At 71.3% G+C, this 19,495-nt stretch carries 16 protein-coding genes; 4 read left to right on the top strand and 12 right to left on the bottom strand.

From position 1 onward, the window contains the following. Window positions 1-70 precede the first annotated feature (70 nt). Entirely contained in the window at window positions 71-793 is a 723-nt protein-coding gene (locus ACZ5AJ_RS14530; protein ID WP_464135751.1) for a DUF4232 domain-containing protein, read from the bottom strand. Window positions 794-1,154: 361 nt separating this feature from the next. Here ACZ5AJ_RS14530 and ACZ5AJ_RS14525 point away from each other — a divergent pair, with 361 nt between their 5' ends. Further along, window positions 1,155-2,324: an ATP-binding cassette domain-containing protein gene (locus tag ACZ5AJ_RS14525; protein ID WP_464135750.1), complete on the top strand. Its 1,170-nt coding sequence runs from the start codon at window positions 1,155-1,157 to the stop codon at window positions 2,322-2,324. Between the two features lie 13 nt (window positions 2,325-2,337). Here the strand turns inward: ACZ5AJ_RS14525 and ACZ5AJ_RS14520 are convergent, their stop codons facing one another. The 7 genes from ACZ5AJ_RS14520 to ACZ5AJ_RS14490 all read right to left on the bottom strand — a co-directional run bounded on the left by ACZ5AJ_RS14520 (window position 2,338) and on the right by ACZ5AJ_RS14490 (window position 12,486). Continuing rightward, on the bottom strand, window positions 2,338-3,825 hold the full coding sequence (locus ACZ5AJ_RS14520) for an alpha-L-fucosidase (protein WP_464135749.1): 1,488 nt from the start codon (window positions 3,823-3,825) through the stop codon (window positions 2,338-2,340). After that, window positions 3,822-5,363, bottom strand: coding sequence for a sulfatase-like hydrolase/transferase (locus ACZ5AJ_RS14515; RefSeq protein WP_464135748.1), 1,542 nt, complete (start codon window positions 5,361-5,363; stop codon window positions 3,822-3,824). The genes ACZ5AJ_RS14520 and ACZ5AJ_RS14515 overlap by 4 nt, the downstream gene beginning before the upstream one ends. 32 nt (window positions 5,364-5,395) lie before the next feature. Further along, window positions 5,396-6,409 carry an ROK family protein gene (locus ACZ5AJ_RS14510; RefSeq protein ID WP_464135747.1) on the bottom strand — a complete coding sequence of 338 codons (1,014 nt, stop codon included), beginning with the start codon at window positions 6,407-6,409 and terminating at the stop codon, window positions 5,396-5,398. Next, entirely contained in the window at window positions 6,406-8,625 is a 2,220-nt protein-coding gene (locus ACZ5AJ_RS14505) for a dipeptide ABC transporter ATP-binding protein (RefSeq protein ID WP_464135746.1), read from the bottom strand. The genes ACZ5AJ_RS14510 and ACZ5AJ_RS14505 overlap by 4 nt, the downstream gene beginning before the upstream one ends. 31 nt (window positions 8,626-8,656) lie before the next feature. Continuing rightward, window positions 8,657-9,658, bottom strand: a complete 1,002-nt coding sequence (locus ACZ5AJ_RS14500; protein ID WP_464135745.1) for an ABC transporter permease — start codon at window positions 9,656-9,658, stop codon at window positions 8,657-8,659. Further along, entirely contained in the window at window positions 9,655-10,614 is a 960-nt protein-coding gene (locus ACZ5AJ_RS14495; RefSeq protein WP_464135744.1) for an ABC transporter permease, read from the bottom strand. The genes ACZ5AJ_RS14500 and ACZ5AJ_RS14495 overlap by 4 nt, the downstream gene beginning before the upstream one ends. A gap of 84 nt (window positions 10,615-10,698) precedes the next feature. Continuing rightward, window positions 10,699-12,486 carry a peptide ABC transporter substrate-binding protein gene (locus ACZ5AJ_RS14490; protein ID WP_464135743.1) on the bottom strand — a complete coding sequence of 596 codons (1,788 nt, stop codon included), beginning with the start codon at window positions 12,484-12,486 and terminating at the stop codon, window positions 10,699-10,701. Window positions 12,487-12,737: 251 nt separating this feature from the next. Here ACZ5AJ_RS14490 and ACZ5AJ_RS14485 point away from each other — a divergent pair, with 251 nt between their 5' ends. Continuing rightward, window positions 12,738-13,973, top strand: coding sequence for an ROK family transcriptional regulator (locus tag ACZ5AJ_RS14485; protein WP_464135742.1), 1,236 nt, complete (start codon window positions 12,738-12,740; stop codon window positions 13,971-13,973). Window positions 13,974-14,070: 97 nt separating this feature from the next. After that, window positions 14,071-15,561, top strand: coding sequence for a M81 family metallopeptidase (locus ACZ5AJ_RS14480; RefSeq protein WP_464135741.1), 1,491 nt, complete (start codon window positions 14,071-14,073; stop codon window positions 15,559-15,561). Between the two features lie 38 nt (window positions 15,562-15,599). Here ACZ5AJ_RS14480 and ACZ5AJ_RS14475 read toward each other — a convergent pair whose 3' ends face one another. The 4 genes from ACZ5AJ_RS14475 to ACZ5AJ_RS14460 all read right to left on the bottom strand — a co-directional run bounded on the left by ACZ5AJ_RS14475 (window position 15,600) and on the right by ACZ5AJ_RS14460 (window position 18,450). Next, window positions 15,600-16,451, bottom strand: coding sequence for a fumarylacetoacetate hydrolase family protein (locus ACZ5AJ_RS14475; RefSeq protein WP_464135740.1), 852 nt, complete (start codon window positions 16,449-16,451; stop codon window positions 15,600-15,602). A gap of 898 nt (window positions 16,452-17,349) precedes the next feature. Beyond that, window positions 17,350-17,775 (bottom strand): PIN domain-containing protein, encoded by a 426-nt coding sequence (locus ACZ5AJ_RS14470; protein ID WP_464135739.1) that lies wholly within the window; start codon window positions 17,773-17,775, stop codon window positions 17,350-17,352. Continuing rightward, on the bottom strand, window positions 17,772-18,005 hold the full coding sequence (locus ACZ5AJ_RS14465; RefSeq protein WP_464135738.1) for a FitA-like ribbon-helix-helix domain-containing protein: 234 nt from the start codon (window positions 18,003-18,005) through the stop codon (window positions 17,772-17,774). The genes ACZ5AJ_RS14470 and ACZ5AJ_RS14465 overlap by 4 nt, the downstream gene beginning before the upstream one ends. A 103-nt stretch (window positions 18,006-18,108) precedes the next feature. Next, window positions 18,109-18,450 carry a transposase gene (locus ACZ5AJ_RS14460; RefSeq protein ID WP_464135737.1) on the bottom strand — a complete coding sequence of 114 codons (342 nt, stop codon included), beginning with the start codon at window positions 18,448-18,450 and terminating at the stop codon, window positions 18,109-18,111. A 272-nt stretch (window positions 18,451-18,722) separates the two neighbouring features. Between ACZ5AJ_RS14460 and ACZ5AJ_RS14455 the strand changes: the two genes are divergently transcribed. Then, window positions 18,723-19,490, top strand: a complete 768-nt coding sequence (locus ACZ5AJ_RS14455) for an SDR family NAD(P)-dependent oxidoreductase (RefSeq protein WP_464135736.1) — start codon at window positions 18,723-18,725, stop codon at window positions 19,488-19,490. The last annotated feature ends 5 nt before the right edge of the window (window positions 19,491-19,495 follow it).

The following is a 19,495-nucleotide window of genomic DNA, read 5'->3' as shown; positions in this document are numbered from 1 at the left end:
CGGTCGGTGGTCCCCTCGATGCGGGTCGGGAAGCCGTGGTGCGCGACGCTAGGGCCGACGACTCAGCCGCTCAGCTGCTGGGGTGGACCGGCGAGATGGTCAGCCAGTCGACGTCGCCGGCACAGGCCGTCAGGCCGTCCTGCTCGGCATACAGGGCCTCGTCCTGGTCGGGGAGGTAGACGCGCCAGCCGTCCGCCTCGGTCGCTTCGCAGTCGGCGCCGAAGGCTCCTCCGTCGTCGCCGATGTTCGCCGCCTGGAGGGTCGCGACCGCGGTCCCGCCGGGGATCAGCACGGCCGGCTCGCCCTCGGCGTCGGTGCGGGACGCCTCCTGGCCGATCTCGGTGCCGTCTCCGCCGCCGACGGCGATCACGCCCGGGTAGCCGTCGATGCGGCAGGGGTCATCGCCCGTATTGGTGAAGGTGAGCTCGTAGCCGATGGTCCCGGCGGCGGCGTCGCCCTGCGTGACGTCGAGGGACAGGCTGCCGACGGTGCAGTCCGCGACATCCTCATCATCCTCATCCCCCTCGGACTCGTCGGACTCATCGGCGCCGGTCGAGCCGGTGGACTCATCAGCGCCATCGGACCCGTCAGCCCCATCCGACCCGTCGGTCCCATCCGACTCATCAGCGCCGTCGGATCCGCTGTCCGCGGAGTCCCCGTCGTCGCTCGCGCCTCCCTCATCGCTCGCTCCTCCCTCATCGCTCGTGCCGGCCGCCTGGCTGGTGGCGGAGCCGTCCGACGGTCCGGCCGCGTCCCCGTCGTCCCCAGTGCCGCACGATGCGGCGCCGGCCATGACGACCGCGCAGACGGCAAGGGCCGACGCGCCCCGGCCGAGGCCGCGGACCGGGCGGGCGGAAAGGAGGCCGGAGCGGCCGGAACGACGGGAGGGAAGCGCAGGTCGAAGGGGGTCTGGAGCGCTGAGGGGCGCGGGAGTGCGGAGGTGTGCAGGGGTGCGGAGGCTGGTGCGGATGCTCATGATCTGTCTCCATCCGAGATCGACGTTCCTGATCGACGCAGCTGTTCGGTTCCGTCGGGTCGGCGACGATACGCCGATCTCGCGACGATGCACACCACTCGGGCCATCCCCTCGGACCTCCGCCTCGGTCGCCGGCCTCGACGATCCCCGCCGGCCGTTGACCGCCTACCCTGACCCGATGACGACTCCGAGGGCCGCAACCTCCGCGGCGGGCCCCGCGCCAGCGGGCTCGTCGGGCATCGCGCCAGCGGATTCGTCGGGCGCCGACGCAGCGAGGGCCGACGTGGCGACCGAGGGCCCTGGCCTGTGGACCCGACGCGGGGCGCCCCCGCGGATGGAGACGATGCACCGGCACGACGACGTGGAGATCAACGTCGTGCTCCGCGGAGAGCTGCGGTACCTGTTCGCGGGGCGTCCGCTGCGGGTGGGCGAGGGCGAGATCGCGGTCTTCTGGGCGGCGCAGCCGCATGGGCTCGTCGACTCACGGCCCGGCGAGGCGTGCTGGGTGCACGTTCCCTTCGCGACCGTGCTCGGCTGGGGACTGCCGGAGGCGGAGACCGCTCCCCTCCTGCGGGCCCGTCCGCTCGTGGTCCGTGCGCCGCGCCTCGCCGAGAGGATCGCCCTGCTGGCCGAGGACTGGGGGCGCGAGATCACGGCCGGCGGCGAACGCATCGCCCTGCTGGAGATCGAGGCCTCGCTGCGGCGGATCCTCCGCGCCCGGCCGACGGACCGGCTCCCGCAGAACGACCCGGGGCAGGAACCGCGGCAGGAACCGCGGCAGGGCCCGGACCGAGCCTCGGGCCAGAGCCCGGAGCGCGCCTCGGGCGGTGCTCGCGCGGACTCCGCCCCGTCGGAGCGGCTCCGTCAGGTGGGGACCATGGCACAGTTCGTCGTCGAGAGGCATCGGGAGCCGATCGCGGTCGCGGACATCGCCGCGGCCGTGCACCTGACGCCCTCGCATGCGATGACGGTGTTCCGTCGGGCCGTGGGGATCACGCTCGGGCAGTACTTCTCCGGCGGTCAGCGGCAGCGGGTCTTGATCGCCCGCGCACTTCTCAAGCCCTCGCCCGTGCTGCTGGTCGACGAGGCCACGAGCGCCCTGGACACGGAGAACGAGGCGGCGATCACCGCGGCCCTCGCCGAGGACACCCGTCCGCGCACCCGCGTGATCGTCGCCCACCGTCTGCCCAGCATCCGTGCCGCCGACCGCGTCCTGTTCCGCGAGGAGGGACGCATCGTCGAGGACGGAGGGGTCGAGGAGCTGCTCTCCGCCGGCGGGCGCTTCGCCGAGTTCTGGGCCCAGCAGGACGCCTCGACCGGCTGGCGGCTCCAGGCGGACCGGCACTGATCCCCGGAGCGGATCACCGGAGCGTCGGCGCGGCCTCCGGTCGGATCGGAATGGTGACGACGGCGACCGGCTGCTCGGTCGGGCCCGGATGCAGGACGAGCGGCCCGACCGTCCGGTCCAGCCCCTCGACCCGGCCCGTCGGCCCCGCCGGACCTGCCGAACCCGTCGGCCCCGCCGGGCCTGCCGAACACGTCGGCCCCGCCTGACCCGCCGGCCCCGTTGACGCTGCGACCTCGCGGATCGCCGCTGAGACGGCGGCATCCAGCTGCACGGGACCGGAGGCCGGATCGAGCAGCAGCGCGTTCAGCACCCGTGGGCTGTCGTCCCCGGTGCCGGTGCCGCTTCCGGCGCCGAGGGTGAAGCGGACGCCCGCCGGGGGTGTCCGCACGGCCGCATTGAACCACGGCCGGGAGCCGAAGATCGCCTCTCCGTTCCGCGCGAGCCATCCGCCCATCGTCTCCAGGGCGCGGCGCTGCAGGTCGGGGATGCTGCCGTCGGCCCGAGGGCCGACGTTGATCAGCAGGTTCCCGTTCTTCGAGACCACGTCGACCAGCAGTCGGATCAGTGAGTCGCCGTCTAGGGCGTGCTCCGCGGACTCGTCGGCGTTGAACCCGAAGCTCAGGCCGAGACCGCGGGTGGCCTCGAAGACCTCGTCCTGGACGGAGTCGATGTCCTGGTACTCGCGCGTGAGGACGCCGTGGACGGGCACACCCCAGCGGTCGTCGACCAGTCCGTCGGGCACCGCGGCGAGATGCTCGCGGAAGAGCTGCTGGAGGGAGTCGGGGCCATCGTGCTTGCCGGCGTCGGGCCAGTCGATGTCGTTCCACAGCAGGTCGGGGGCGAAGCGCTCGATCAGCTCGCGCAGCTGCGCAGCGGAGTAGGAGGCGAAGGCGGCATCGTTGCGGCGCAGCGCGAACAGGTCCTCGTTCGAGGTCAGCGGCGGGAACTCGCTCGCATGCCAGTCGTGGGCGCCGGAGAAGTACAGCCCGAGCCGGAGCCCCGCCTCCCGCACCTCGGCGGCGATCTCCGCGATCAGATCGCGGCCCGGCCCGCGACGTGCCGCCGTGAAGGACGTGGTGGCGCTGTCCCAGAGGCAGAACCCGTCATGATGCTTCGTCGTGGGAACGACGTAGCGGGCGCCGGCCCGGCGCGCGAGGCCGACGATCCCGGCCGCGGCGTCGGGCGCGGGATGCCAGTCCTCGGCGAAGTCCTCGTAGGAGCGCCCGACGCCGAAGATCCGCTCGTGGCGCTCGCGGGTGGGGCTGCCCTCGATCCGCACGGTGTTCGCGTACCACTCGGCGTACTGATGGCGGGCGTAGGCGTTCTCGGCGGTGACGTCGCTGCGGTCCAGGACGTCCGCCCAGGCCGGCACCGAGTACAGGCCCCAGTGCACGAACACGCCGAGCTTCGCGTCGCGGTACCAGTCGGGGACGGTGAGCTCGGGGTAGGCCTCTGCGGGGGCGGCGTCGGCGGGTCCGTGGCGGTCGTCGAAGCTGATCATGAGGGGTCTCCGTCCTCGGTCGGGCTGGGCGATGGGGCAGCGAGCGGGCTGCCGACGGGCGGGCTGCCGACGGGCGGCGGGTCGGCATATCCGGTCCGGTCGACGAAGCCGGCGACCATCTCGTCACGACGATCGCGCGCGCTCGCCCAGATGTCCTGGACCTGGCCCGGGTCCGCTGCGCGGTCGAAGAACTGCCCGGTCCCCCCGCCGATGGTGGTGGGGCTCCCGACAGGCTCGCTGAAGCCGCCGGAACCCGTCGAGAACACTGCAGCATCGGCGCCGCGCATCAGCACGAGCGAGCCGTCGAAGGCGGTCGCCCCGACCACCCGGGTGCCGTCCGCCCGGATTCCCGTCGGCGCCGGGTCGAGCAGGTCGTCGGCCCCATCGAGGCGGTCGCGCAGCGCAGCCAGCACCTGCGCGGGGTGCTCGGCGCCCGGCCGCTCCTGGAGCGGGGCCGGGAGGGAGGCGCCCCGAGTGCGATCGAGATGCGCCAGCAGGCTCGGGAACAGGTCGAGCAGGCTCACCAGACGGTCGTCGACGCCGGGGGCGATGCCGTCGCCGCTGATGATGAGGGGGATCCGGTGCCCGCCGTCGTAGACGTCGGCCTTCTGTCCGCGCAGCGTGCCGTTGGGGGCGTGGTCCTCGAGGAGGCCGTCCTCGGGATAGCAGGTCGGCGCGCCGTTGTCCGAGGTGACGACGAAGATCGTCGGGCGCGTGGACTCCTCGAGCACCGTGCGGATCTGCTCGACCATGTCGTCGAGCATGAGGATCGCGTCCGCGCGCGGCCCGATGCCCGACCGCCCGCGGAACGTGGCCGGCGGCACGCAGGGCCGGTGCGGGGCGGCCGTGGCCAGGTACAGGAAGCGCGGCGGGTCCTGCGGGCGCACGGGGCTCGTGCTGCGCAGCCAGTCGACGGCCTCGCGCACGAAGCGAGGGTCGACGTCCTCGTCGATCCAGCCGGGCGCCATCGGGCCCGGCCTCTGGGAGGTCACCAGGGGGTCCTTCGGCTCGGTCGGCTCAGTCTCGACCCGATCGCCGACGAGGAAGCAGTACGGAGGCATGTCGAGGGATCCGGAGATCCCGACGAAGCAGTCGAACCCGCGCTCGAGAGGGCCGTTTTCGAAGGGCTGCGCATAGTCGACGTCCCAGCCGTCGGCCTCCATCCCGGGGCGGAAGCCGGCATCGGGGTCGATGCGGCGGCGACCGCCGTCCCGCAGAGCCCAGTCCAGCCCCAGATGCCATTTCCCGATGGCCGCGGTCAGGTATCCGGCCTCCTTCAGGGCGCCCGCCAGCGTCGGGACGTCCGCGGCGATGAGGGCGCCGTCGGTGCCGCCGAGCACACGGGAGCGCAGCGGGCTGCGCCATGGGTAGCGGCCCGTGAGCAGGGCGTAGCGGCTCGGAGTGCACACCGCCGAGGCGGCGTGGGCGTCGGTGAAGCGGCGCCCTGAGCACGCGAGCGCATCGATCGCGGGCGTGCTGAAGGCCGTCGCCCCGAAGCAGGAGAGATCGCCGTGACCGAGGTCGTCGGTGAGGATCACGACGATGTCCGGGAGCTGCGACGCATCGCCCCTCACCGGACGGCCCCCGCGCTCGTCCGCTCGTGCGCAGGAGCGTCGTTCCCCCAGGCCGCGACGACGTCGGGCGACCAGCGCTCGGCGCGGGAGTCGTCGCCGGCGGCGGCCATCGCGAGGAGCACGGCGCCGGCCCGTCCCGGGAGGGCTCGCAGCGGGCTCACGACGACGTCGGGGGCCGACTTCCATCCGAGCTCCTCACCGAGGCGGGCGCGCAGCGGACGGAGCAGCCGGTCCTCGGCGCGCGCGACGCCTCCGACGAGCGAGATCAGCGCCGGGTCGGCGGTCATGGTGAGGGTGCACAGCCCGACGGCGAGGGCGTCGACCGCCTCCTCCCAGACCCGCCGTGCATCGGGGTCCCGGTCGAGGCGTCCGACCAGGTCGTCGACTCCTGAGAGCTCCGCGCCGCCGGTGCGGGCGGCGTAGCGCCGCAGGAGCCCGGCTCCGGAGGCGTAGGCGTCCAGGCACCCGACGCGTCCGCAGGCGCAGAGGTCGCCGCCGGGGACCGCGGTCGCGTGCCCGATCTCCCCGGCGCTGCCGGCGGCCCCGGTGATCACCTGGCCGCCTGCCACCAGGCAGGCCGCGATCCCCGTGCCGATCGACAGCACCGCGAAGTCCTCCGCTCCGCGCGCGGCACCGAAGGTGCCCTCCGCGATGCCGGCCCAGCGGACGTCATGGCCCACGCGCAGGGGAACCCCCTCGACGCCCGGTGCGCCGCCGAGGATCCGAGCCAGGGGCACGTCGGTCCATCCGAGGTTCGAGGCGAAGCGGACGACGCCCTCGTCCGCGTCCACGTGCCCGGGGCTGAGGGCCCCGACGCCGCGGATCCGGACTCCGGAGAGCGCCGCGTCGTCGGCCGCGGACGCGATCATGCCGCGCAGATCCTCGAGGAGGGCTCCCCCGCTCCCGGAGGCCCAGCGTCGGCTGGCCAGCAGCCGACCGTCGCGGTCGACGAGATCCGCGGTCACCGAGGTGCCTCCGATGTCGATCCCCAGGTATCCGTCGAGGCTCATGCGGCGGACCCAGCGGCCCCGGGGGATCCGGCAGCCGCAGCCGCTCCGGCAGGCGCAGCGGAAGAGCCCGGTCGAGGGCGCACCGGCAGGCTCCCGTCGGCGGGCAGCGGGAAGTGGCAGGCCACCGTATGGTCCGCGGCACCGCCCTCCCCGGTCCCGACCTCGTGGACCGGCGGTGCGGTCGCGCAGATCTCCTGGGCGAAGGGGCAGCGGGTGCGGAAGCGGCATCCGGACGGCGGATCCATCGCGTTGGGCAGCTCCCCCTCCACGAGCAGCCGATCGCGGCCGTCGTCGACGTCGACCGTCGGCACCGCGTCGATGAGGACGCGGGTGTAGGGATGCCGCGGCCGCTCGCTGATCTCGTCGGCCGGGCCCTGCTCGACCATCGCCCCCAGGTACATGACGCCGATCCGATCGGACATGTGCCGCACGACGGACAGGTCGTGGCTGATGAAGACGTAGGCGAGGCCGTGCTCGGCCTGCACGTCCTTCATGAGGTTCAGCACCTGGGCCTGCACGGACACGTCGAGGGCGCTGACGGGCTCGTCGCACACCACGAGCCGCGGCTCGAGCGCGAGCGACCTCGCGAGCCCGATGCGCTGCAGCTGACCTCCGGAGAACTCGTGCGGGTAGCGCTCGAGCGCCTCCTCGGGGAGGCCGACGTCCTCGACGAGGTCCTCGACCCGCTCCGAGCGGGAGCGGCCCGTGCCGACGCCCTGGATCCGCAGCGGCTCGGACAGCACCTCGTCGATCCGCATGCGCGGGTCCATCGCGGCGCTGGAGTCCTGGAACATCATCTGCACCCGGCGGTGCACCGACCGCGCCGCCCGTCCCCGGGACAGGGTGATGTCCTGCTCGTCGATCTCGAGAGTGCCCGAGGTGGGGCTCTCGAGGGCGGCGATCAGCCGGCCGAGCGTCGACTTCCCGCAACCGGACTCGCCGACCAGGCCGAAGGTCTCCCCGGCGCGCACGCGGAAGCTGACGTCGCTGACCGCGCTCACGGTGCCGACGGCGCGCCGCAGGATCGATCCGCCGGAGGCGGCGTACTCCTTGGTCAGGCCCGAGACCTCGAGAACGGTCGCAGGACCGGTCGCTCCGGCGGCCGGAGCGCCGACGCCCGGAGCGCCGGCCAGCGAGGCACCGGCCGGCGAGGCGCCGTCGGACTCGACCGCGGCGGCCGCGCCGGACTCCTCCGGCCGACGGTCCGCGTCGAGCTCCTCGCCACCGGGATGGAGGCAGGCGACGGCGTGGCCCTCGCCCCGCAGCTCGACCGGCACGGGGCCGCTCACGCAGTCCGATCGCGCGGCATGGCAGCGGGGGGCGAAGGGGCACCCGACGATCTCGGTCGCCAGGTCGGGCGGCATCCCCGGGATCGCGAAGAGCCGCTCCCCGCTCCCCGTGGCGGCCGCCGCCCTCTCGGGCAGCGCGGCGAGCAGGGCGCGCGTGTACTGGTGGGCGGGGTCGTCGAAGAGGGTGCGGGCCGGTGCGGTCTCGACCACCCGCCCGGCATACATGACCGCGACGTCGTCGGCGCGCCCGGCGACGACGCCGAGGTCGTGGGTCACCAGGATCGCCGCGGAGCCGAACTCCTCCTGGATGTCCTCGATGAGGTCCAGGATCTGGCGCTGGGTGGTGACATCCAGCGCCGTCGTCGGCTCGTCGGCGATGAGCAGCTTGGGGTGGTTCACGAGCGCCATCGCGATCATCGCGCGCTGTCGCATGCCGCCGGAGAGCTGGTGCGGGTAGTCGCGGGCGATGCGCTCGGGCCGCGGCATGCCCACCCGACGGAGGATGTCGAACGCTCGCACGCCCGCCTCGCGGCGGGAGAGCCTCTCGTGGACCATGGCGCCCTCGGAGACCTGGTCCCCGATGGTCATGGTGGGGTTCAGCGAGGTCATCGGGTCCTGGAAGATCATGCCGATCTCGGTGCCGCGCCGTCGCCGCGACTCCTTCTCCCCGAGCGTCACCAGGTCGGTGCCGTCGAAGCGGATGGAGCCGCCGGTCACCCGGCCCCCGCCGGGGAGCAGACCCATGACGGCCAGGGCGGTCATGGTCTTCCCGCTGCCGGACTCCCCGACGATCCCGAGGGTCCTCCCGGCGCGGAGCTCGAGGTCGACGCCGCGCAGCGGCGTGACGGCGCCCTTGCGCCGGGGGATCGTCACCTCGAGATCGGAGATGCTCAGCAGGGGCTCGTCGGCCGTCCGGGATGAGGTCACGTCGTCGCCTTTCGTCCAGGTGGTCATCAGGTCACCGCTTCCTCAGCCGGACCTCGAAGGCGTCGCGCAGTCCATCGCCCACGAAGTTGAAGGCCAGCACGAGCAGGATGATGAGGATGCCGGGGGGATACACGAGCCACCAGTGCGAGGAGTAGATCTCCGACAGCCCGGAGGAGAGCATCCCGCCCCAGTTCGCCGCGGGCGGCGGGACGCCGAGCCCGAGGAACGACAGATAGGCGACGTAGAGGATCGCGTCGGCGATCTGGAAGGTCGCGTTGACGATCACGGTGCCGATCGCGTTGCGGACCACGTGCGTGCGCACCGCCCGCAGGGAGCCGCCTCCCATGCCGCGCATCGCGAGGATGAAGTCCCGCGAGCGCAGCGCGATCGAGTCGCCGCGGATCATGCGGGCCGGGTTCAGCCACGCGAACGCCGCGATGGTCAGCACGAGCATCGGGACGGTCGGGGTGATGATCGTGGCGATCAGCATGAACAGGAACAGCGCCGGGATCGACAGCAGCGCATCGACGATGCGCATCATGACCGCGTCGACCCAGCCGCCGATGAAGCCGGCGGCCGCGCCCCAGACGGTGCCGAAGGCCGTGGCCAGGAGGCCTGCCGCGAGACCCACGATGAGCGAGGTCTGCCCGCCCAGCATGAGCCGTCCCAGCTGGTCGTACCCGACGCCGTCGGTCCCGAGCGGGAACCCGCCCTCCCCCGGCGCGATGTAGGCGCTGGAGAGATCGGTGTGCACCTGGTCGGTGGGGTGCAGGAGCGGCCCGAGGAAGCTGAAGCCGACCAGGCCGACGATGAGCACGAGCCCCACCACGGCCAGCCGGTTCTCGAGGAACACCGCGATGCCCTGGCGGCCGAGGCTGCTGCGCCGACGACGCTCCGACCGCCCGGTTCCCGGCGCGAGGGGCGCGGGGGAGCTCGCGGGCGGGACGTTCGTCGACAGGCTGGCGGACGGGTCGGCGGACGGGCCGACGGAGGCGCCGGCCGAGCGGTCGATCGAGGGATCTGTCGAGGTCATCGTGCACCTCCGCTGAGTCGGACCCGGGGATCAGCCACCGCATAGGCGACGTCGGCGAGGAAGGAGCCGACGACGGTGGCGATCGCGACGATGGTCGTCGTCGCGAGCAGGATCGGGAAGTCGCGGGTCTGCGTGGCCTGCCAGAACATGAGTCCCATCCCGGGATAGTTGAAGAGCTGCTCGACCACCAGGGCCCCAGAGAAGAGGGCCGGGATGTACATGCCGAGCAGGGAGATCACGGGGAAGAGGCTGTTGCGCAGCGCGTGCCGGATCACGATGCGGCCGCCGGGAAGGCCCTTCGCCCTGGCGGTGCGGATGTAGTTCTCCTGGAGGTTGTCGATCATCGTCGAGCGCACGTACCGGGTGTACGCGGCCAGCGTCGCGATGGCGAGCGTCGCCACCGGGAGGATCAGGCCGGTCCAGTCCGCGAGGATGTCCGCGATCCCGAATCCCTGGGGCGCCTGCGGCGGGAGGATCGGGATCGTCTGGGAGAACAGGACGATCATCAGCATGCCCATGAAGAACAGCGGCGTCGCATAGGCGAACAGCGCGACGGCGGTGACGAGGTAGTCGGGGAAGCGGCCGCGCTTGACGGCCTGCACCGCCCCGAGCGGGATGGAGATGGCGAGCGCGACCACCGCTGCGAGGAACGAGAGCAGCATCGTCTTGGGCAGGCGCTGGAGGATCAGATCGGCCACCGGCTGGTTCATCTGGAACGAGAAGCCCAGGTCGCCCGAGGCCAGACGGCTCAGGTACATCACGTACTGGATGAGGAAGGGCCGGTCATAGCCCATCTGCTGGTTGTACGCGTCGATCTGCGCCTGGGTCGCGTCGAGCCCCAGCGCGCTGCGCGCGGCGCCCCCGGGGAGGTTGTGCAGGAGCAGGAAGGTCAGGAAGGTGACCAGCAGGATCACCACCAGCGCCTGTCCCGCCCTGCGCAGGATGAACTGCCACATCAGCCGGGCATCTCCTTCATGGGTCGGAGGGGACGGAGGGTCCGAGGGGCCGACGGCGCCGTGCCGTCGGCCCCTCGGATCGGATCAGCCGCGGGACCAGTCCTGCGGGTACATGTTGAGCATCGGGTCCTGCGGGGAGATCCCCGAGATGTCGCTCGAGTAGGCGCTCACCCGGTTCACGGGGTTGGGCATCCACAGCACCGGGAGGTCCTCGGCCAGGTAGTCGTCGTACTCCTCGAGCGCCTCGGGATCCGAGGAGAACTGGGTCGCGTCGATCAGCTCGTCGGCCTTCTCATCGGAGTAGCTGCCGAGGTTCACCGGGGCTCCGGTGGCGAACAGCCGCTCCCCGGAGGCGTACACCGGGTAGTACCAGGAGCCCTGCGAGCCGAAGAAGGACATGTCCCAGCCGCACTCGGCGCCCTCCTCGCAGACCTGGCTGACGGCGACCGAGTCCGGGACCTCCTTGATCTCCAGGCCGATCCCGGCCTGGGCGAACTGGCTCTGGATCTCGGCCATCATGCGGGAGGTGGAGGTGAAGCCCGACTGGCTGGTCAGCGTGAAGCTGAGCTCCTTGCCCTCCTCGATGCCCTCGCCGCACTGGCCCTCTCCGGTACCGGGGTTCGTGCAGGTGCTGACGCCGTCGGGGACGACGGTCCAGCCGTTGTCCTCGAGGAGGGAGATGGCGGCATCGGGGTCGAAGGAGTAGGCGCAGCCCTCGGAGGTGCCCGCGGCATCACCGCTCTGGGGGACGGGACCGCAGGTCGGCGACGCGGCTCCGTTCCAGATCACCTCGGAGATGGTCTCCTGGTCGATCAGCTGCTGCATCGCCTGGCGGATGTACTTCTGCTCGAACAGCGGGCCCGTCTCGGGGTTCGCGAAGTTCAGCGCGAGATAGGTGATGGACCATCCGTCCCACGGCTCGACGGTGTACCCGCTCTGCTCGACGACCTCCTGCTGGTCGAGGGCGCTGGCAGGGATGTAGCCGTAGTCGACGCCGCCCGAGCGCAGCACGTTGAACTGCGAGGTGTCGTCGGTGAACGGCGTGAAGACGACCTGGGACAGCTCCGCGGCGTCGGATCCGCTGTAGCCCTCGTTGCGGGTCAGGACGACCTCGCCGCCCGGGGTGAAGCTGTCCAGCTCCCACGGTCCCGAGACGGTGTCCCACAGCTCCTCGGTCGCGTAGGACGCGGGATCCTCCGCTGCCGAGATCAGGTAGTCGAAGACCTCCTGGGCGGTCTCCGGGTCCCGGTCCAGGTCGCCGATCTCCCCGTCGTCCGAGGTCCTGTCCCAGGCGTGCTGAGGCATCGGGGTCAGGGAGTTGAGCTGGTTGCCGATGTACCACCCGGGCGAGTAGGCGTCGGTGGTGGTGATGGAGAAGGTGCTCTCGTCGACGACGTCGAAGCTCGCGACGTTGTCGGGGAAGCCGCCCTCCCGGTAGGACGCCCAGTCCTCCTTGTTCGCGACCACGAGGTTGTACCAGAACTCGACGTCGCGACTGGTGATGGAGGTGCCGTCGGACCAGGTCAGGTCCTTGAGGGTCATCGTGTACGTCAGGCCGTCGTCGGACACCTGGACGTCCTCGACCATCGACCGGTCCCGGTCGAGGTTGTACTCGTCGTCCCCGTCGAGCTCGTACGAGAACAGCGACGGGTACAGGGCCTGCCGGAAGATCGCGTTCTCGCCCTGGGTCTTGCCGGGCTGCGAGATGGGCAGGATCCAGGTCGGCGTCGTCATCGCGACGCTCACCGAGTCGCCGGCATCGGCCGCTCCCTCCGGGGTCGAGCTGCCGGCGCTGCATCCCGTCAGGGCGAGGGAGAGGACGGCAGCGCCCACCGCGACGGTGCGAGCAAACCGTGAGGTCGTGGATCTCATGGGGTTCCTTCCGAGGTCGGTCCCGGTCCGAGGGACGGTCCGGGACGGTTGAGCTGCACTGGTTTCACTGCACTGGTCTCACTGCACTGCTCGGTCGAGCGATCGACCCGATGTCCGAAGTCTGGCGCTCAGAATCGCCAAACTTCTGCCAGTCTCCCCCCTCGTGACCGAAGCGTTACCCATCCGATCCGCCATCTTTGAACATGTCTGCATAAAGTGTCACCACTATTCGACGAACTCGAGGAGCTCCCGTGGGACCCGAGGAACCGACAACGACCGCCTCCACCGACCGGGCAGGAGCACCCGGCGACTCGCCTGCCACGGCATCCCGTCAGAGCCGCTCCACGGAGACTGAGGCGCAGGCCCTGGCGCTGATCGCCTCGGGCGCCGCCTCCTCCCGCGCAGAGCTGCGCGTCCAGCTGGGGATCTCCGCCTCGAGCGCATCCGCTCTCGTGCGCAGACTGCTCGACAGCGGCGCCATCATCGAGGACGACCAGGGGGAGTCCACGGGTGGACGGCGTCCCGCGCGTCTCCGCGCCGCCGCCGACGACGCCGTCTGGCTCGTCGCCGAGCTCGGCGGCAATCACGCGCGGCTCGGCCTCGCCGGCGCCGACGGCCGTCTCGCCGAGGTCGTCGAGAAGCCCCTGGACATCTCCGAAGGGCCGGGGCCGACGGTCTCGACGCTGCTCGTAGGATGGCGGGAGCTGCGCGACCGGCATCCCGGATCCGAGGTCCTCGCCGCCGCCGTCGCGCTCCCCGGACCGGTCTCCGCCATCACCGGAGAGCTGATCGCCCCGGCGCGCATGCCGGGATGGCACGGCGCGTCGATCGCCGTCGATCTCGAGGAGGCCCTCGGCGTCCCGGTGCGGCTCGAGAACGATGCGCGAGCCGCCACCCTCGGCGAGCATCTCGTCCGCGGCGAGTCCCTCCGCGACCTCATCTACGTCAAAGCCGGCTCGGGCATCGGCGCAGGGCTCCTCAGCCGCGGCGAGATCGTCCAGGGCGGGGCCGGAGTCGCCGGGGACATCACCCATGTGCCGGTCCCGGGGGCGGAGGGCCGACCGTGCAGCTGCGGTCGCATCGGCTGCCTCGAGACCGTGGCCAGCGGCGCCGCCATCCGTCGGGAGCTCATCGAGAGCGGGCTCGAGGTCGACTCGGTCAACGACGTCGTCGACCTCGCAGTCACCTTCCACCCCGCCGCGAACGCGGCGATCCGCCGATCCGGCAAGCAGCTCGGAACGGCCCTGTCCCCGCTGGTGAACTTCCTGAACCCGAGCGCCGTGGTGATCGGCGGCGCCCTCTCCGGGGTGGATGCCTACGTCGCCGCGGTCCGCAGCGCCATCTACGACTCGAGCCTGGCCATGAACACCCAGGGGCTCACGATCGACACCACCGTCGCCGGGAGCGACGCCGCGCTCATCGGACTCACCCGACTCGCCCAGGAGAGGGTTCCGGTGCGGCTGCCGGGCACCGGCCCACAGCGCTGAGCGCACCGGCTGCCCCGACGCCCTCCCTCCCCTCCCCCGCGCTCCCCGAGCACCCTGACCTCCCTCCACGTTCCGCAGCAGACCTCAGGAGAAGCCCATGTCCCGCACCCGCATCGCGATAGCCGGCATCGCCATCGAGTCCTCGACCTTCACTCCCTACCGCTCCTCGGAGAAGGACTTCGAGGTGCGCCGGGGCACTGAGGAGATCCTGGACCGCTACCCCTTCGACATACCCGAGGCCGAGCAGGTCGAGTACGTCGGCATCCTGCACGCCCGGGCGCTGCCCGGCGGCCAGCTGCTCCCCGGCACCTATGAGGCGTGGAAGAAGGAGATCGTCGACGGTCTCGCCGCCGCGCACGCCGAGGCGCCGCTGGACGGCTTCTTCTTCGACATCCACGGGGCGATGAGCGTCGAGGGCCTCGATGACGCCGAGGGCGACCTGATCACCGCGATCCGCTCCGCGATCGGCTCGGAGGTCGTCGTCGGCACCGCGATGGACCTGCACGGGAACGTCTCGCACACGCTCTTCGACGCCTGCGATCTGATGACCTGCTACCGGCACGCCCCGCACATCGACGCCTGGGAGACGCGCGAGCGCGGTCTGCGGAACCTGGTCGAGGTCGCCCGGCGGGTGCGCGAGGGCGGGCCGCTCCCCCACAAGGCTCTCGTGCACGTGCCGATCCTGCTGCCCGGGGAGAAGACCTCCACGCGGATCGAGCCGGCCAGGTCCCTCTATGCGCGGATCCCCGAGCTGACGGAGCGCGAGGGCGTCACCGACGTGTCCTGCTGGATCGGCTTCGCCTGGGCCGATCAGCCCCGCTGCAAGGCAGCGATCGTCGCGTTCGGGGACGACGCCGCCGCGGTCGACGAGACCGCCCTCGACCTCGCCCGCAGCCTCTGGGAGGTGCGCCACGACTTCGTGTTCGTGGCGCCGACGGGAAGCTTCGACGACTGCCTGAGCACCGCGATCTCCTCGTCGGCGCGCCCGTTCTGGATCTCCGACTCGGGCGACAATCCCGGCGCCGGAGGGGCCGACGACACGACCTTCGCCCTCGCGCGCCTGGCCGCGCGGGAGGAGATCCGCTCCGGCGAGGTCAGCGCGCTGATGGTCTCCCTGGTGGACCCCGTCACGGCCGATGCGGCCTGGGAGGCCGGCACGGGCGGGCGCCTCGCCGTCGAGGTCGGCGGGCGGATCGACGCCCGCGATCCGGGCCCGGTGCCGCTCACGGTCGAGGTCTCCGCCCTCGACGAGTCGGGGCCGACGGGCCGCGCCGCCGCGCTGCGCGTGCTCGCGGACGACCGGCCGACGGGGCTCACCGTCGTGGTCACGGGGCGACGCTCCCAGTGGGCGACGCGCGGCATGTTCGAGCGCCTGGGCCTCTCGATGACCGGCTTCGACGTGGTCACCGTGAAGATGGGCTATCTCGAACCGGACCAGTACGAGGCCGCCGCGGACTGGCTGCTCGCACTCACCCCGGGCGGAGTGGACCAGGATCTGATCCGCCTCGGCCACACCCGCATCGACCGTCCGATGATCCCGTTCGACGACGAGATCCCGGAGCCGACCCCGGAGGACATCCGGCGCTGATCCTTGCGGGTCCGGCACCAGGGCCCGGGCAGGACCCGTCAGGAGTGCGCGACGAACTCCTGACGCTGCGCGCCGAGGCCGTCGATGCCGATCTCCACGACGTCCCCGACCTGCAGGTACGGGAAGCGGCCGGAGAGGGCGACCCCCTGGGGCGTGCCGGTGTTGATGAGGTCACCGGGCTCGAGCACCATGTACTGCGAGAGGTGATGCACCAGCTGCGCGACGGTGAACACCATGTCGGCCGTGGTCGAGTCCTGGCGGGCCTCCCCGTTCACGCTCGACCACAGGCGCAGGGCCTGCGGGTCGACCTCGGCGGCGGGCACCAGCGCCGGTCCGACGGGGTTGAACCCCTTGGCGCACTTGCCCTTGGACCACTGGCCGCCGCTCCGGGCGATCTGGAAGTCGCGCTCGGAGATGTCGTGGCTGGTCACGTACCCGGCGATGACCTCGAGCGCTGCCTGCTCGTCGGCCAGGTACGACGCCTGCCTCCCGATCACCACACCCAGCTCGACCTCCCAGTCGACCTTCTCGGCGCCCGGCGGGATCTCGACCGTGTCGTGCGGGCCGACGACGGTGTTGGGGTGCTTGAAGAAGACGATCGGCGTGGACGGCGGCTCGTCGCCGGACTCCGCGGCGTGCGCCGCATAGTTCTGGCCGATGCAGATGACGGCGGCAGGGCGCGCGATGGGCGCGCCCACGCGCTCCGCATCGGAGTCCTCCCAGACGGGCAGCTCACCGGCGTCGAGCTTCTCGGCGACCCGCTCGACGCCTCCGGCGGCGAGGAACTCGCCGTCGATGTCACCGGTCAGCGAGTCCAGGCGGTAGGTGACGCCCTCGTGGACCACCGCGGGCTTCTCCGCGCCGACGGGGCCCAGTCGACGGAACTCCATGATCTCTCCATTCGCAGTCGAAAGCGGCGCGCTGGACGGCGCACCGGCTCTGGTGCGGCGCATGCGCCCGATGCCCGCCATCATCCCAGGAACCGCGAACGGCCGATGACCGTCTCACCCCCACTCGCAGGACTTCCTGGGATGGGGTCCCAACCGGTCGACGGAAGAGCGTAAGGCTCTTCCGACGTGGAGTGATACACGCGTCGACCGTTCCATGCCCACGTCGAGGAGCCGTTCCCTGCTGCAGACCGCCGCCGCTGGGCCGGCCGCGCCCGGGACCTGCTCGCGATAGCCGGGGACGCCCTCGACCGCTCGTTCGACCCGACCCGTCCAGGCCCGCAGTGACCACCCTCCGCGACCCCACGATCCGGCTCCCTCACCAACCCGATGAGAGATCGAGGTCAAGCTCAGGGCGGGACGAGTTGACTCCGTTTCGTCTCGAAGAGATCTCTGCTCCGACAAGACCCCTGGCCGAGGGCTTCTCGATCGCGCCACCCAGAAGGGGCGATCCGTGAGCACGTCGTCGATGTGCACGTGAGGGCAGAGCTGGGTCCAGACGGAGATCGCTGAAGTCACCACACCTCGGTACCTGAGGATTCGCGTCAAAGGCAGCTCTTCGACCGCCTGCTGGACCAAGTAGAGGAAGTTGACATGGAACTCGGGATCACTCCTGGCGAGGGCATCGTTCTCGTAGTGCTCGCCACAGCCGTTGGACTGCTGATGAGGGAAGCCTTCTGGAAGAAGACCGACAGGAAGGGTTGACCCGCGCAGCCGTAGGGCTGTTGCGGATCCCACTCTCCGAACTCCTTGAGATGCTCGCTGTCGAAGAGCTGTCGAAGCTCACCCAGATCTGCCGCAGTGTGTTCGTGGTGGGCGAGAATCTCGATCGAATGATGCTTCACGCGTCGACCTTCCACGGGTCCACCAGTTCTACGCCGGTGTGCTGGAAGTCCTTCACATTGCGCGTAGCGCAGGTTGCTCCGTGTGTCAGGCAGATCGCGGCGATCTGCGCGTCGGCCGTACTGATCGGCGCTCCAGCGCTCTCTCGAGCCACGAGCACGTCGGCGTAGCGGTCGGCCGCCACGTCATCGAAAGGCAGCACGGCGCGACCGCCCCGGTACGGTGCGAGCGCCGCGTCGATGCGCCTGGTCAGCTCATCCCTGCGCCGGCCATCCGGCAACCGTCGCACACCCGCCAGCAGTTCCGCGAGCGTGACGGACGTGATCGCGACGTCACCCTCCAGGGAAGCGACCCAGTCCACCACGCGTGGCTCAGGTACTGGTCGAAAGATCTCCGAGATCACGTTCGTGTCGAGAACGATCACCCGAAGTCCACCGCCCGCGCGACGTCATCGCGCACAGGGATCGGCAGGTCTTCGACTCCACCGACATCCTGCGCAGCAGCCAGCAGAGCGATTCCGATGTGCGGCCTGCGTGCAGCCTTCGTAAGGATGGCGCGAACCTCGGCTTCCATAGACCGACCGTGCTCCTTCGCCTGCGCGGCGAGTTGCTGTTTCACGGCATCGTCGAGGCCGCGGACGATGATGGATGACATCGGCGACCACCTCCTCTGATAGCAGGCATGCTATCAACACGCATAGCAACGGGCAACGGGGCTCTTCGTGGTTCGTGGTGATTGATCCTGCTGGGGCGGGTGTTCACGCTGCGGTCTTCGCGGCGCTGGTCAGCAGGATATGGGTCCGGCAGTTCTCGGGGTTGCGGAAGCCGCGGCCGGTGCGTCTGATGCTCTTGATGCCGGTGCTGTTCGCCTCGACTCTCGCGGTGGTCACACCGGTGACGGTGAGGACCTCGATCGCGTCCCACCAGGCCACGATCGTGTCGCAGACCTTCGTCGCCTCGGCCATGTTCGCGATCTGGCAGCAGCAGCCCATCCGCATCCGTTCGTCCCAGGCCGGATCGCCCGCCCGGCCCCGACGACCGTGCTGGGTGCGGGCCAGGCGCTGCCGGACGCCGGTGACCACGTCGTTGCCGAGCTTCACGAGGTGGAACGTGCCGACCGGGTGAGGCCTCCTTCAGCATCACCCAGCGTGCCGGTCAGGAAACCGTTCGCTCATCCCAACCCCACTGACCGCAACGTCGCGCCCGCAGCAGCCAGACATCCGATCATCTCGCGGCGACCCGGGCCGGTGAACTCCTGCGCCGGACCGGTTCTCGCCCGTCGAACGCACATTCCGTGCACCTGGCGTCTGCCCCACGCCCACTCCGTGCTGTCGCCTAGGATGCATCCATCCGATCTCATGGAGGAGACCCTGTGCCCGCATCACCCGCCCAGCAGCTCGAGTTCGACGGCATCCGCGCCCTGGTGACCGGAGGTGCATCGGGCATCGGTGCCGCCACCGCCCAGGAGCTGATGGCGCGGGGCGCCGCCGTCGCCGTGCTCGATCTGAAGCCCTCCGGTGCGCCCGAGGTATCGGTCGCCCTGGCCTGCGACGTGTCGGACGCGCAGAGCGTGGACACCGCAGTCGCTGCGGCCGCCGAGGCCCTCGGGGGCCTGGACGTGGTCATCAACAATGCCGGCATCGGCGCCCAGGGCGATGTCGCCGCGAACGATGATGCCGAGTGGGCTCGGGTCCTCGACGTCAACGTCACCTCGGTCGCACGGGTCTCGCGCGCCGCGCTCCCCCTCCTGCGGGAGTCCTCGAACGCGGTCATCGTGAACACCTCCTCGATCGCCGCCGAGGTGGGTCTGCCCGAGCGCGTGCTCTACTCGGCCAGCAAGGGCGCGGTGGAGGCGATGACCCTGGCCATGGCCGCGGACTGGGCCCGCGAGGGGATCCGTGTCAACGCCGTCCTCCCCGGCACGGCGAACACTCCCTGGATCCAGCGGCTCCTCGAGCGTGCCGACGACCCCGCTTCCGAGCGCAGGGCCCTCGAGGCGCGCCAGCCGCACGGCCGTCTGGTCGAGCCGGAGGAGGTCGCCGAGGCGCACTGCTACCTCGCCTCGCCGCGCAACCGCTCCACGACCGGCGTGCTGCTCGCGATCGACGGCGGTGTCACGGGCCTGCGCATCCGCAGCTGACACCG

The sequence above is a fragment of the Brachybacterium zhongshanense genome (assembly GCF_055385755.1).
This window is presented reverse-complemented; position numbering and strand designations above follow the sequence as displayed.